Raw genomic sequence first — 14368 nt, forward strand, 5'->3', positions numbered from 1 at the left:
CGATAAAGCCCACCTCAGCACTTAAAACTGCTGAGCACGGTTGTAAGATATCTGACTGTACTTCCCTCCCAGAACCATCATGAGTAATCAGTCCCAAATTCCTGTCGTGGTTAATGGTGCTATGGGCAGAATGGGGTGTGAAATTGTGAAGGCGATCGCCGCTGCCGACGACATGAAATTGGTGGGGGCGATCGACCGTAAGCCAGAAGCCGTGGGCCAAGATATTGGCGAAATCGCTGGCTGTGGTCCCCTTGAGGTGCCGGTGACCATGGATCTAGAAGCCACCCTGGTGATGGCCCAAAGTGAGGGCAATGCCGTCATGGTGGATGTCACCCACCCCGCCAAAATTTATGAACAGGTGCGGGCGGCGATTGCCTATGGTGTACGGCCAGTCGTGGGCACAACCGGGCTTACCCCAGAGCAAATTATTCAGCTGGCGGAGTTTGCGGAAAAGGCCAGCGTGGGCTGTTTAATTATTCCGAACTTTGCCATTGGGGTGATTTTGATGCAGCAGGCCGCCCTGAAGGCCGCAGAATATTTTGACCATGTGGAAATTATTGAACTGCACCACAACCGTAAGGCCGATGCCCCCAGTGGTACGGCGGTGAAAACAGCCCAGATGCTACAGGAAGTAAAGCCGTCGTTTAATCCACCCCAGGTGAAGGAAACGGAGACCTTGCCCGGGGCCAGGGGCGGCACCACCCCAGAGGGGATTAATATCCACAGCGTGCGCTTGCCGGGGCTGGTGGCCCACCAGGAAATTATGTTTGGTGCCCCTGGCCAGGTCTATACCCTGCGTCACGATGCCATGGACAGGGTGTGCTTTATGCCCGGTGTGCTGCTGTGCGTGCGGAAAATTTTGCCCTTAAAGTCCCTGCTATATGGTTTGGATAAACTTCTCTAGGTTGGGTCCCTAATCAAACCTACGTGATGGGGTTATCTAGGCCAATGGCGTCTTGGATATTGTCTAATCCATGGTGGTCTAGCGTTTGCACTAACCCCTGCAAAATAGTTTTCACCATCCATGGACCTTCGTAGATCCAGCCCGTATATACCTGGAGTAACGAGGCGCCAGCGACGATTTTTTCCCAGGCGTCGTCTGCGGTGAAAATGCCCCCTACCCCGACGATGGGTAGCTGACCGTTGGTTTGCCGATAAATATGGCGGATCACCTCAGTGGACCGCTGGCGTACGGGCGCACCGCTGATGCCACCGGCTTCGTCCACGACCAAATTGCCGGTTTTGTCTAGCCGTTTGGTGGCCAGCTGTGCTTTGGCAATGGTGGTATTGGTGGCAATGATCCCTGCCAGGTGATACTGCTGGGCCAGGTCTAAAATGTCGTCGATGTCCTCCCAGGCAAGATCGGGGGCGATTTTAATCAGCAGCGGTTTTTTCTGGGTGTTGGCGGTTTGTAAGGTGGCAAGGATGGGTTCTAGCTGGGATTTTGCTTGGAGCGATCGCAACCCTGGCGTATTGGGTGACGACACATTCACCACAAAATAATTGCCCAGCCCCTGCAGCCGCTGAAAGCTTTGTCGATAGTCCTCGGCTGCGCCCTCTAACGGGGTCATCTTCGACTTGCCCAGGTTAATTCCCCGAGGAAAATCCTGACTCGGAGGCAATGTCGCCAGTCGTGCTGCCAATGCCCTAGAGCCCTGGTTATTAAACCCCATGCGGTTTAGCGCGGCCTGGTCCTGGGGCAAACGAAATAATCGAGGTTGAGGATTGCCCGGCTGGGCGTGGCAAGTGACGGTGCCCAACTCCGCAAAGCCAAAGCCCATTAAGGGCCAACCAGTAGCGGCCACCCCATCTTTATCAAAGCCCGCCGCCAGACCTAACGGGTTAGTAAATGTTTGCTGCCAAAGGGTTTGACTCAGCCGCTGTGACTGAAATTGACAGCTATTTTCACACCAGGCCTGGGCAAAGCGTCGGGCGGGTTGGCTCCACCAAGGTTTGGCGTCAGGCGATTGACTAATCCAATCCAGCGTTTGTAACGTTTGCTTGTGTACCTGCTCTGGATCGGCGTTAAATTGCTTAAACAGCAGCGGCAACCAACTAAATTTATAGATATCTTGCAGCATTCACTACCCCCCCATAGCCCAATGGATTATAGCGTTCAATATCCACAGTGCTCTACGCTTCGCTGCATCCTCTAAATTACTCACACCGTATAACCAAAGAGGACCGCAGCTACTCCGGGCAATTACTGATATAAGTATGGGACCGTGATTGTGTCAGCAACTGGTCTATTCACCCTAGGGCAACGCTGATTGGGGACGTCTGGGACTTGGAACTTGGATAAATTCTACCTACTGCCCAATTTTCTAAACCTAGGCCGATTTCCGCCCATTCTCGATAATTTTGTCTGGGAAATATATCCTTGGTAGCACCATCCAGCAAGCTAGGCTAGCCTAAGCTATGTTCTGATCTTTTCCACAGGTTCATATGCCTGTTTTCTAAATTTTGAATTTTTATGGTCAGCCCTGTACCTCCTACGACGTGCGAACAACATTTGGCTAATCTTGGCCAAGTCCTCAAAAACGTGTGGGAGCAGGAAACGGTTGATGCGCAGCTACAAGAAATTGCCAGCTATATGCACCAGCTTTATCCCCATGAGCTGACGTGGATTGGTCGCTACGATGCAGACGAGCAAAGCCTATCGACGATGCTGGCCAAATCGTCTAGCGGTAAAAATTTTTTGTGGCAAACGATCCCTATCCAGCCTGACGATGCCATCCAACAGGTGATCGAACGGGGGGCTGCCGCTGCTGTTTACGACCTGCAAGAATCCTACCGGGCAGGGGAGTGGAAAGCCATCGCCAAACGCATGGGATTGCACGATGTGCTTTTATTTCCGATTCAACGGCAGCAGGATTGCTTGGGGGTCTTGCTGCTGGGCTCCAATCGCCGTGGTGCGTCGTTGTCCTCCGGCATTCAGAAAAAAACCTTTGCCATCCTAGTGTCCACCCTGGGGGCGGTTCTGCATCGCTATCGCCAAGACACCTATCTGCAGCAAGAAAAACGACCTTCTCAGCCCTTTTTTCAGTTATTAACAAAGCTAGAGGCCATTCAGGATCTAGAACCCCGTCTCCAGGCTATTGTCGACGCCACCCATAATTTTGTCGGGGCAACGCGCACCCATGGCTATTGGTTTGAGTCGCAGCAGCGGTTTTTTTGGCATCGGGTGGTCAACGGTGGCCACAATCGTTATGCCTATGCCACTCAAGAATCTGTTTTGGGGCAGCTTTCCGCCAGTGGCTACCAGGAAGTCTATCAGGCGCTGTGCTGTGGTGATGTCATCGTCATTGGCAATGACATCCATTCCCATACTGAGGCCGTGGTGGAGCCTCTGAGGTCAGGGTTTGACCGGCCATCCATGATGGTGGCACCGATTTTAATGCAGCGCGAATTGTTGGGATTTTTGCTAGTTGAGTCTAACCAACCCCGCGATTGGAGTCTGCCTGAAAAGCGCTATCTGACAGCCGCTTCCCAGGTGGTGAGTTTGGGCATGCCCATGTCCGCTTTGCAGGAACGGGTGGCAGATCTAGAGGCGAATCATCAGCTGTCGGCCGGTATTGCCCAAAGTATCCATGGCGATCGCGACTGGCAATCGGTCATGGCTAGATGTGCCGAGCAACTGATTGCAGCCCTAGACATCGATGGCTTAATGGTGCTGATTCCCGACTTAGAATGCGGTGGATTTGAAGTGGGCTACCAGCACCACGGCACCCAAAGTAAACCGACCCCAACTACCTGGCGCACCCTCCATGACATTGACTGGCAGCTGCTAGCCCGGGAAACAGTCCCGGTGTGCATCGAAAACTTGGATGACGATTTAAAGCTGCGGGCCTGGCGCTCTCAATTTTTGCAGATGGGCATGCGGGCCGCGATGGTGTACAACCTATCTCCGGGCCAGGCCCCAGAAGGAGTCTTGGTGGTTACCGATGTAGATACTCGCCGGTGGAACCAGACAGAGCAAGAGTTGCTGCAGTCAGTGGGGCGTCAGATTGGGTTGGTGTTACACCAGTGGTCTCTCCAGCGGCAAGCCCAGCAGCAATCCCAAATGAGTGAAACCATGCAGTGGGGATTGCGTAATCTACAGCGCATCTTCGATGTGCCTCAGCTAGAGCAAGCGGCTACCCACCACATTAGTCAGCTATTGCGGCTGCCCCTTGTCCTACTCCTGACCTGGGAAAAGGATCAAAGTGACGCCCGCTTGGCCTCTTCGGTCATTCGTGATAAACAGTTTGCCGCCCAAGACGAGCTGCCCATTTTAGTCAACAGCGATGCGTTGATTAATTGGGCAATTCAAACCGATGGTGTGATCCAGCTGGAGTTTGAAGATCTCCCCGATGTCACTAGGCAGTGGTTGCGCTGCCCTGCCCATGCCCAGTTGCTTGTGGTGGCCTTGAGAACTGCGCCCGAACATACCTTGAGTGGGGCGATTGTGCTGGCCGATCGAGCGGATCGGCGCTTTTCAGATCAGCAGATGAACATGCTGGCCGTGTTAGTGCATCAGCTGGCATGGTGTCGTCGTCATCTTTTGCTGACGCGGCGTCTCCACCAGCAGCGCAGTAAGCTGACTGAGCTGAATTGGTACAAGCACCACCATATGGACGATATTCGTCGCCAGGTGCGGGAGTCGCGGCGACAGCTGACCAACCTGAAGCAACAGCCCGGTGTCGGCGATCAGCCCTATTTCCATGCCCTTGAAAGTCGTTTCTCCGTGATGGAAAAGGAACTGCTACGGCTGACCGGGCGAGAACGCTGGGCAATGGCGTCGGATCTGCGCAAAGTACCGCTGGTAGCCCTGCTTAACCGCTTGATGAAGCGGGTGCAATCCCAGGTGCAAAAGAAGCAACTGTGGACCCAGGTGCACTGCGATAGCAATTTGGCTTTGCAAGGCGAAATGCAAAAAATTGAGTTTATTTTGTATGAGCTGATCTCCTCGGCCTGTCGACGTTCCCCAGCCCGAGGTCGGGTGGATGTTTGGAGCCGTCCCCTCGATCAACAGTGGATTGAACTATCGATTACGGACGATGGCGAAGTGGATACTGCCCTGATTGAGGCCCTAGCCCAGGGACATCGCCAGGATCACTTAGCCGATTCCCCCTTAGACCGGCAGCCGGGGCTAAATTTAGCCATATGTCGGTCTTTGATGTTGCGACTGGGTGGGGAATTTATTTTAGAGACACTTGAAGATAATCGGGTACGCAGCTCTGTGATGTTTCCCATGACTCAAAATAATAGCCCGCTTGGTTAGTGGCAAAACTAGACCAAGCGGGCTATGGCAATGGGGCTATCGAGCTGAGCGCTAGAACGCTTTTTTAGGCTGCGCTGTGAGGGTAGTGGCTACGGTGCCAGTGGGCTGGGCAGCCTGCAGCAGGGGCGTTTTAGTCACAGAATCGTTAGCTAGCGTAAACAGTGGATTCGACAATACCCCTGCTAAGGAGGTAGCGATCACAGCGATAATCAGGCTCACCTGCAAGGGGCGCATGCCGGGCAGATTCCACTGGGGTGCCGGGTAGTTCTTAATGGACTCCGACATTTCCTGGGGTTCTTTGACCACCATCATCTTCACCACGCGAATGTAGTAGTAGATGGAAATGACGCTGGTAATCAGACCAATGAGCACCAGGTTGTAGGCACCTGCCTGCCAACCAGCCCAGAAGATATAGAGCTTGCCAAAGAAGCCAGCCAAGGGGGGAATGCCCCCTAGGGATAGTAGGCACAAGCACAGGCAAAGGGTCAGCAGTGGATCCTTTTGATATAAACCGGCGTACTCACTAATTTGGTCGGTGCCTGTGCGTAGGGAGAACAGGATAACGCAGGTGAAACCGCCCAGGTTCATGAACAGGTACACCATCAGATAGAAAATCATGCTGGCGTAGCCGGCGTCGGTGCCAATCACTAGGCCAATCATCATAAAGCCCGCCTGGCCAATGGATGAGTAGGCCAACATGCGTTTCATGCTGGTTTGGGCCAGGGCCACTACGTTGCCTAAGACCATACTGAGGATGGCTAGGGCTGTGAATACAAAGCGCCATTCTTCGTCCACCAGGGGAAAGGTGCTCACCAGCAGTCGAATGGCTAGGGCAAAACCAGCCGCCTTGGAACCGACGGACAAAAAGGCCACCACCGGGGTGGGCGACCCTTCGTAAACGTCGGGTGTCCATTGGTGGAAGGGAACGGCGGCAATTTTGAAGGCAATACCGGCAATGACAAATACGAGGGCGACCACTAGGCCGATGGAATTATCGCCGGTGTTGGTGGCTAGGTTGGCTGCGATCGCACTTAACCTAGTCTCCCCACCAGACAAACCGTATAGCAGTGAAATTCCGTACAAAAAGATGGCAGAACTAGCCGCACCAATCAATAAATACTTCAGCGCCGCCTCATTAGAGCGGGGATCGCGCTTCATATAGCCCGTGAGCAAATATGAAGAAATACTCAAGGTTTCTAGGGCCACAAAAATAGTGACCAGCTCATCCGCCCCAGTTAGGAACATGCCCCCCAACGTGGCGGTCAGCAAAATTGCCAGAAATTCCGCTAGGGCTGTGCCCGACTGCTCCACATAGCGAATGGACATGGGCACTGTAACAGCGGCGGACAGCACAATAATGCCGCGAAACACAATGCTGAGGGCATCGCCGTTAAACTCCCCAAAAAAGGAGATGGGATTACCCGTATCCCACTGCAGCGTCAGCGCTCCCACCGCAGCTAAACAGCCGCCGATGGCAACATAGGCAACCCAGCGCGATGAGGCACGGCCTTGAATCAGATCGCCTACCAAAATGATTAAAATCGTTAAAATAACGATTGCTTCGGGCAAAATCGTACCCGTATTCAGTTGAGCAGCGAGACTTGCAACGTCCATTGGTGCAGTGGTGAAATATCCATTTGGCATCTTACCCTAGTATTCTCGCTCATCTTGAGCTTCCCCAGGTAAATTCTTGAATCAGATTAAATTCCCTTAGGGGACGTTCATGGCTAAAATTCGATGGATAAATTACCTTAGAGCTAATCAAAAACATTGACCTAATGGGACTTAGCTGCCAATTTTCTAGTCAGTTCACTGGTTTTGACCCGGTCTGACTCATAAAGAATCAGCTCAGTTTTTTAATTAAAGGTGGACGAAATTTGCCATTTCGATCTATCGATATATATGAAGTGTTCATCACGATGGATTCTTAAAACTAACGGGACGGCTTCGCTGCTCGCTTTTGATAAGTTCTGAGCAAGATGCCATGGTTATGTATAGTTAGCCAATAAAAACTGTCACCGTTATGGTCCTTCCGGGCACTCTTTCTAGGGATAAAACGACAGCGGCGTTTTATCCGCTAAATTCTTGACACCGTTAATGTTTGTAACTGCAAACAGTGGCGGCCCGCCAAGCAACCGTAGTTTGACCATTATTTTTTAGTTCGCTATATGTCCACCCTTGTTATTGTCGAGTCACCCACAAAGGCAAAAACAATTCGCAACTACCTCCCCAAGGGCTACCGTGTTGAAGCGTCCATGGGACACGTGCGCGATTTGCCCAAGTCGGCTAGTGAAATTCCGGCCAGTGTCAAGGGCGAAAAGTGGGCCCAGTTGGGGGTAAATGTCGAGGCAGATTTTGAACCCCTCTACCTGGTGCCAAAGGATAAGAAAAAGGTCGTCAAGGCGCTGAAGGATGCGCTCAAGGACGCCGACGAGTTAGTTCTGGCGACAGATGAAGACCGGGAAGGGGAAAGTATTAGCTGGCACCTACTACAGCTGCTGAAGCCGAAGGTGCCCACCAAGCGCATGGTGTTCCATGAGATCACCGAAGATGCCATTCAAGCGGCCCTCGACAGCTGTCGCGACATCGATGATCAGCTGGTACGTGCCCAGGAAACCCGCCGAATTTTAGACCGTTTGGTGGGCTACACCCTGTCTCCACTGCTGTGGAAAAAAATTGCCTGGGGCCTGTCCGCCGGTCGGGTGCAGTCGGTGGCCGTGAAATTGCTGGTGGCAAGAGAGCGGGATCGCCGGGCCTTTAAGCAGGGTTCCTATTGGGACCTCAAGGCTACCCTGGAGCAGTCCAAGAATGCATTTGAAGCAAAGCTGGTAAGCCTGGGCGGGACTCGGGTGGCCACCGGTAGCGACTTTGATGAAAATACGGGGCAGATTGCGGCTGGACGCAATGTGGTGCTACTGGATGAAACCCAGGCCCAAGCGCTCAAGCAACGCTTAGAAGCCAGTGTGTGGAGCGTATCTAACCTGGAGGAACGGCCTTCAAGTCCGAAGCCTGCGCCGCCATTTACCACCTCCACCCTGCAGCAAGAGGCGAATCGTAAGCTGCGGCTGTCGGCCCGTGACACCATGCGCACGGCCCAGTCCCTGTACGAAAAAGGGTTTATTACCTACATGCGTACGGATTCGGTGAACCTGTCCCAGCAGGCCATCGATGCGGCCCGCACCTGTGTGGAGCAAAAGTACGGCAAAGAATATCTCAGTCCGAAGCCGCGCCAATATGCCACCAAGAGCAAAGGCGCCCAGGAAGCCCACGAAGCCATTCGCCCGGCGGGAAGTACGTTTCGCACCCCCCAGGAAACGGGGCTGAAGGATCGGGAAAAAAGCCTATATGACCTGATTTGGAAGCGTACCGTAGCCTGTCAGATGGCCAATGCTCGTCAGACCCATATCACCGTGAGTATCGAAGTCGACGACGCCGTCTTTAAGGCCACCGGTAAGCGCATTGATTTTCCTGGCTTTTTCCGCGCCTATGTGGAAGGATCCGACGATCCCAACGCCGCCTTGGAGGATCGGGAGGTCACCCTACCCCAATTGAAAGTAGGTGATACCCCCAGCTGTACTGAGCTAGAACCCATTGGCCATGAAACCAAACCCCCAGCTCGATACACCGAGGCTACCCTGGTAAAAACCCTTGAAAAAGAAGGCATTGGTCGTCCCAGTACCTATGCCTCTGTGATCGGTACCATTATCGACCGCGGCTATGTGCATCCCCTGAATAACAGCTTGATGCCCACATTTACCGCATTTGCGGTGACGGACCTGCTGGATAAGCATTTTCCCGATTTGGTGGATGTGAAATTTACCGCTCGCATGGAGCGGACCTTGGATGAAATTTCCACGGGAGAAGCCGATTGGCTGCCCTATCTCAAAGATTTTTACTCTGGTGATGCCGGACTTTCGGGCCAGGTGGAATCCCGCGAGAGTCAGATTGATCCCGCTGAGGCGCGCACGGTTGATCTGGACGATTTGAGTGCAAAGGTGCGCATCGGTAAATATGGTCCCTACATCGAAGCGGTGAACGAAGAGGAAGGGGAAGAGGCGGAAACGGTCCGCGCTTCGATTCCATTAGATGTGAGCCCTGCTGATCTGAGTGATGAGCAGGTGCAAGTGCTGCTCAAACAAAAAACAGAAGGTCCAGAGAAGTTAGGTTTGCATCCAGAAAACGGCGAACCCATCTATGCCCTAATCGGTCCCTATGGCCCCTATGTGCGTTTAGGGGATAAGACCGAAGAAAATCCAAAACCCAAACAGGTTTCTTTGCCTAAGGGCGTGGCCCGTGAATCCGTCGATTTAGAAATGGCGGTGGGTTTACTGTCTTTGCCCCGTCTATTGGGCATGCATCCCGATACGGGCGCCAAGATCAAGGCCAGTTTGGGTCGATTTGGTCCCTATGTGGTTCACGACCAGGGTAAAGAAGGCAAAGACTATCGGTCTTTGAAAAAAGAAGACGATGTGTTGCAGGTAACTCTGGAGCGGGCTTTGGAATTACTCGCCCAGCCCAAGCGGGGGCGGGGACGTAAAGCGGCCAAACCCTTGCGCGAGTTAGGTAAGCACCCTGAGTCAGAGGAGCCCATCAATATTTACGATGGCCCCTATGGTCCATACATTAAGTATGAAAAGGTGAATGCATCCTTGCCAGAGGGCAAGAAAGTGGAGGACATTACCTTGGAGGAGGCCGTGGAAATTATTGCGGCTAAGGCGTCGACTAAGAAAAAGACCACCCGTAAGAAGTCTACGGCGAAGAAGTCTACGGCGAAAAAGTCCACCACGAAGAAATCCACCACGAAGAAGTCCACCACCAAGCGAGCCAGCGCTGCTAAGAAGACGGGAACGACAGCGACTAAAAAGTCTACCAGTCGTACCAAAAAGTCTACCAGTGCTAAAAAAGCAGAGAGTGAGGCTGACTAAGGCTGATTAAAACGGCGATTGTGACGATTGCTGACATGCGGATTGAGTAAACCGGTGGTAGATTAGCAAGCATTATTGCGTTTTGCTGGTTCTTTATATGGTTCTCAAACAGCGGCCTCCTTTGTTGGTAACTGTTAGTACTGCCGTCTTGTTGGTGCTGGGTGGGGCAGCGGCCTATCTGGGGATTAATCAGCGTTTGGGCAAGACCGCCCAGATCCCCCCAGGGATGGAGCTGGTTCCGGCTAATGCTCTGCTGGCCATCACCTTGACGACGGATGAAAATCAGTGGACTCGATTACGGCAGTTAGGGTCAGCAGAATCGCAAAAGATTTTGGATCGATGGTTGGTTAGCTGGCGCGATCGCACCCTAACCGATCATGGCTATCGTTTTAGGACCCACGTCGAACCCTGGGTGGGCGACCAAATGACCGTGGCGCTTTTGCCCAGGACGGATGCCGCCGCAGACACCGCAGAGCCGGTCATGTTACTTCCCATTGCCGCCCCCCTCAAAGCCCAGGAGCTATTGGGCGATCAGCAAGGGGAAGGGGCCACGCGGGACTATAAAAATGCCAAAATTCAAACCATTACCACCGATGCTGGCGAAACCCTTGAAAGCACCGTCCTAGCCAACAAATGGTTGGTGGTTGCAGCCAGTGCCGGGGGCATAGAGGCCGTCATTGATAGCTTTGGTGGAGAATCTCCAGCACTGGTGGAAAATGGAGCCTACCTAGAGGCCCATAAGTCGTTGCAAATGTCCTCTAGCTTTGCCCAGCTTTATGTCAATGCACCGGTGGCGACTGAAGTGTTTGCTGGCAGCGATGCCTTACCGGGTATTAACGGTGTGGTCGCGGCGGTGGATTTATTGCCTACGGGCTTAGATATTGAAGCCGCTAGTTGGCTAGGCCCCGAAGATCAGCCGATCTATCGTGATATGAAAAATAGTCAGGCTTGGACGCCGCGTCGGTTGCCAGCGTCGGCCGTGTTCATGCTGTCTACCGGCAGCATTGGCCCCCTGTGGCAAACCCTGGGAGAAGCCGAGAGCCTAAGTGCCCTATTGCCCATTGGCCCAGATGCGCTAGCAAAAGCCCTAAAGGCCCAAACCGGGTTAGATTTTGAAAACGACATCCTGCCTTGGCTAGGTGGGGAAATGGCCATGGGCCTATTGCCGCCCGCTGAAGAGTCTGAAGCATTGCCCATGGGGCAACTGACCATAGTGGCTGATGTGACCGATCGGGAGGCCGCAGAAACCACCTGGAGCCAGTTAGATGAAGTGATGGCCAATCGATTTCGGTTTGATGTGGAATCTGCCAAAACAGGCGATCAGCCGGTGAATCAGCTGGTGTCTTATTACGGGGGGATTGCCATGGGCCATGGCTGGCTCGATCAAGACGTTACATTTTTTGCCATGGGAACAGACGTGGTCGATGAAATCGCACCACGCCCGAGTAAGACCCTGCAAAGTAACCCGGCCTTTCAAACCCTGCTAGACATTTCGCCCCAGGAAACCAGCGGCTACTTTTTTATGGATGTGGATCGCCTGCAAGATTTCCAAGGGATCTTGCCCTTTCCCACCTTGCCCGATGCCCCTATTGTGTCGGCCATTCGTAGCATTGGCGTTACCACCAGCGTTCAAAATGAGCGCACCCTCCGCTACGACATCTTTGTGGAATTACCCAAGGGCAGACGAGTTAAACCGTTGCCCTAGTGCAGCAGCGTCAACGCTTAAAAATCATGGATTAGCCCTGAGGCAAACTAACGAGTGACGCTTTATCTCGTTGGGTGCCGTGGGGCTAATCCTAAATCCTAGGCTTGACGGAGCAACTAAGCTTCGCCGCCCGCCGAAGAATTCGTAAACGTAGGACTCAAAAACGCCACCAGGGCACCAATTAAGAACCCGGCAAAATTACGAATCAGGGGCAGTAGATCCTGGGTGCGAGTTACCACCGGGCCAATGCCAAAAGCAATGAACAGCATGCCCCACAGGGGAGAGAAAATCAGCATCCACTGCCATGAGAATACCTGACCTTCTTTGCGGGGATGGGCGGCAAAACCACAAATGATGCCCCCTAGGATTGACGTAATCAGCGTCAAAATCCACTGTTCCTGAGGTAGCCCCGGCACCACCGAGCAGCCACCGCGGGCTAGGCACGTTTCTAGGGATGAAATGGCTTGCATAATCGACTGGTCTTCGCCGTGGTCACGCACAAAGAACTGATTGCCAAAGCGCGTTTGCAGTTCAATCCAGAACACGCGGGGCAGCAATGGATAGACCGAATCGCCCACACTGAAGTTCAAAATATTGCCGCCTCGGGGGTCAGCAATCAGCATGACGCTTTTCTCATCTAGGCCCCAAAAATCCTTAACGGCCCGTCCAGGGGTTTGGTCAAACTGGGTGAGTACGCGCAGCTTCCAACCCGTCTCTTCCTCAAACTCTGGTAGATGCTTATTGAGATACTCTTCCTGAGAATTGGTGAGAATTTTTGCTAGATCAATCACCATTGTGGGTTCATCTGGCAGTAATTCTGGATTGTTGTAAGCATAGGCCGCAGGCGCTGTAGCCCCTGATATGAAGGCAATACAGCAAACTAACAAACCTCCCAACACACTAGTTTTCAACCAATTCTTAAGGCGTGTGGTCATGATGTTTACACTTATTTACCTATCTTTAATGTAAAGAAGAATACTCGTGTCCGTCAATCACGGGTTGCTGGAGGTGCGCTGGTTTTTGGGGGATTGGGGCTGGAGTCGGTGGAGTGATTTTCCAGTGGTGGCTGGGGCTTCACCGGTGGACGACGTTTGGTGCGGCCCTTTTTATTGGCGGGTTTCTGAGGGGATTTTGTTAAAACCCGCCAGGCGGCCCTAAAGCCCACTGCCACGCTGCGGGTGGTCCGTTTGGCTTGGGATGCCTGATGGCGCACATCGCTCAGGCTATGGTCCACCTGTTTAACGATATTGCGGGCGCTGCTGATGCCATCGGTCATATCATCGGCCAGTTCTCGGATGTCTGTGCCGGTGTGGCGCATGGCTTCTAGGGTGCGGGGGAGTTCTCGATCGAGGGTGTCAAAGAACTTTTCGGCACTGCGGGCAGCCCTGGCTAACCCCAGCAGCGCTGGGATAGAAACGCATACCAAGACCACTAGCCCCAGGGCCAATAGCAAGAGTGATAGACCTAGCCAGAACATCGGATTAGTCACGCTGGGAATTGGGGGCGCTGGTGGTATCTGCTGACTTAATGAATTCGTCTCGGCTGGCGGCTTGGCCCGCAATCAAGGCATCCTTTAGTCGCACTAGGGTGCTGTCCCAGTTTTGCAATGTTGTGTGGGAGAGTTTGTCGGCATGGAAATGCACGCTTGTGGAAAGGTCGTCGATGATATCGGGGATGGCATCGGCTGACTTTTTGATCACCTTGCGCGTCTGTTGCCCAGTGCGGGGGGCAATCAATAGCCCCAGGACGGTGCCGATGGCCGTACCAGCCAAGAGTCCACCAATAAAGCTATCGGAATCGTTTTGGGACATTTTCTACACCTTCTAATAACTGTTGGATTGGGGATAAGGCGGTTACCTGTCAGAGACCTCGTTTTGAAACTATGGGCTCAAAAGTTAATGATTGCAGGCATTAGAGACCTCGTTTTGAAACTGTGGGCTCAAAAGTTAATGATTGAAGGCATTAGAGACCTCGTTTTGAAACTGTGGGCTCAAAAGTTAATGATTGAAGGCATTAGAGGCCTCGTTTTGAAACTGTGGGCTCAAAAGTTAATGATTGAAGGCATTAGAGACCTCTTCGACTCATAAACCAGGCTAGTTTAAGCACTTTAGCCGTCTGGACTAGCTGCCGTTGTTGAAGCTGCCATTTTAGGTGAATGAGCTGCCACTGGCGTAGCTGAGTTCGGTGCTGGGTAAAGGCCAGTGCTTGTTCGGGGAGGGCGCTTTCAGCAAGAATGGTCCAGCGATTGAAGTCACGGGTAAGCTGAGTGATGTGGCGATGCCAGGTGACCACACGGCGGGCCAGTAGGAGACAGGCTATTGCGATCGCAACGTTAACAATGGCTAAGGCTATGGCCATGGCAGCTCCCCTAGTTTCAGCACATGAGCGTGTTGGCAATGGCTACGGATTCACACTCATTTATAAGAGTAAGGCGTCAGGTGTGATTAGGGTCCCACTGCAATGAAGATAAATTTT

At 52.9% G+C, this 14368-nt stretch carries 10 protein-coding genes; 4 read left to right on the forward strand and 6 right to left on the reverse strand.

The window, feature by feature from the left end; translation table 11 throughout:
• The first annotated feature begins 79 nt into the window (after positions 1-79).
• Positions 80-904, forward strand: coding sequence for a 4-hydroxy-tetrahydrodipicolinate reductase (dapB, locus tag IXB28_RS00105; RefSeq protein ID WP_215616511.1), 825 nt, complete (start codon positions 80-82; stop codon positions 902-904).
• A 19-nt stretch (positions 905-923) separates the two neighbouring features.
• On the opposite strand, the gene IXB28_RS00110 is transcribed toward dapB, so the two are convergent.
• Positions 924-2081 (reverse strand): quinone-dependent dihydroorotate dehydrogenase, encoded by a 1158-nt coding sequence (locus tag IXB28_RS00110; RefSeq protein ID WP_215616512.1) that lies wholly within the window; start codon positions 2079-2081, stop codon positions 924-926.
• A gap of 392 nt (positions 2082-2473) precedes the next feature.
• Between IXB28_RS00110 and IXB28_RS00115 the strand changes: the two genes are divergently transcribed.
• Positions 2474-5263: a GAF domain-containing protein gene (locus tag IXB28_RS00115; protein ID WP_215616513.1), complete on the forward strand. Its 2790-nt coding sequence runs from the start codon at positions 2474-2476 to the stop codon at positions 5261-5263.
• A 51-nt stretch (positions 5264-5314) separates the two neighbouring features.
• On the opposite strand, the gene IXB28_RS00120 is transcribed toward IXB28_RS00115, so the two are convergent.
• Entirely contained in the window at positions 5315-6877 is a 1563-nt protein-coding gene (locus tag IXB28_RS00120) for an NAD(P)H-quinone oxidoreductase subunit N (RefSeq protein WP_215616514.1), read from the reverse strand.
• A 554-nt stretch (positions 6878-7431) separates the two neighbouring features.
• On the opposite strand from IXB28_RS00120, the gene topA reads away from it, so the two are divergent.
• Both topA and IXB28_RS00130 read left to right on the forward strand, forming a co-directional pair.
• Positions 7432-10188: a type I DNA topoisomerase gene (topA, locus tag IXB28_RS00125; protein WP_215616515.1), complete on the forward strand. Its 2757-nt coding sequence runs from the start codon at positions 7432-7434 to the stop codon at positions 10186-10188.
• 97 nt (positions 10189-10285) lie between these two features.
• Positions 10286-11893, forward strand: coding sequence for a DUF3352 domain-containing protein (locus IXB28_RS00130; protein ID WP_215616516.1), 1608 nt, complete (start codon positions 10286-10288; stop codon positions 11891-11893).
• Between the two features lie 116 nt (positions 11894-12009).
• On the opposite strand, the gene IXB28_RS00135 is transcribed toward IXB28_RS00130, so the two are convergent.
• The 4 genes from IXB28_RS00135 to IXB28_RS00150 all read right to left on the reverse strand — a co-directional run bounded on the left by IXB28_RS00135 (position 12010) and on the right by IXB28_RS00150 (position 14251).
• Entirely contained in the window at positions 12010-12828 is an 819-nt protein-coding gene (locus IXB28_RS00135) for a TPM domain-containing protein (RefSeq protein WP_215616517.1), read from the reverse strand.
• A gap of 53 nt (positions 12829-12881) precedes the next feature.
• Positions 12882-13382 (reverse strand): DUF948 domain-containing protein, encoded by a 501-nt coding sequence (locus IXB28_RS00140; protein WP_215616518.1) that lies wholly within the window; start codon positions 13380-13382, stop codon positions 12882-12884.
• The gene (locus IXB28_RS00145) at positions 13375-13704 is read right to left on the reverse strand and encodes a YtxH domain-containing protein (protein ID WP_215616519.1); all 330 of its coding nucleotides are present in this window, start codon (positions 13702-13704) and stop codon (positions 13375-13377) included. The genes IXB28_RS00140 and IXB28_RS00145 overlap by 8 nt, the downstream gene beginning before the upstream one ends.
• Positions 13705-13957: 253 nt before the next feature.
• Positions 13958-14251, reverse strand: a complete 294-nt coding sequence (locus IXB28_RS00150) for a hypothetical protein (RefSeq protein WP_215616520.1) — start codon at positions 14249-14251, stop codon at positions 13958-13960.
• Between the last annotated feature and the right edge of the window lie 117 nt (positions 14252-14368).

The sequence above is a fragment of the Leptothoe kymatousa TAU-MAC 1615 genome (assembly GCF_018739865.1).
Classification (GTDB): domain Bacteria; phylum Cyanobacteriota; class Cyanobacteriia; order Phormidesmidales; family Phormidesmidaceae; genus Leptothoe; species Leptothoe kymatousa.

Coding starts and splice junctions, on each gene's coding strand:
- dapB (WP_215616511.1), top strand. CDS start 80: ATGAGTAATCAGTCCCAAATTCCTGTCGTGGTTAATGGTGCTATGGGC.
- IXB28_RS00110 (WP_215616512.1), bottom strand. CDS start 2,081: ATGCTGCAAGATATCTATAAATTTAGTTGGTTGCCGCTGCTGTTTAAG.
- IXB28_RS00115 (WP_215616513.1), top strand. CDS start 2,474: ATGGTCAGCCCTGTACCTCCTACGACGTGCGAACAACATTTGGCTAAT.
- IXB28_RS00120 (WP_215616514.1), bottom strand. CDS start 6,877: ATGGACGTTGCAAGTCTCGCTGCTCAACTGAATACGGGTACGATTTTG.
- topA (WP_215616515.1), top strand. CDS start 7,432: ATGTCCACCCTTGTTATTGTCGAGTCACCCACAAAGGCAAAAACAATT.
- IXB28_RS00130 (WP_215616516.1), top strand. CDS start 10,286: ATGGTTCTCAAACAGCGGCCTCCTTTGTTGGTAACTGTTAGTACTGCC.
- IXB28_RS00135 (WP_215616517.1), bottom strand. CDS start 12,828: ATGACCACACGCCTTAAGAATTGGTTGAAAACTAGTGTGTTGGGAGGT.
- IXB28_RS00145 (WP_215616519.1), bottom strand. CDS start 13,704: ATGTCCCAAAACGATTCCGATAGCTTTATTGGTGGACTCTTGGCTGGT.
- IXB28_RS00150 (WP_215616520.1), bottom strand. CDS start 14,251: ATGGCCATAGCCTTAGCCATTGTTAACGTTGCGATCGCAATAGCCTGT.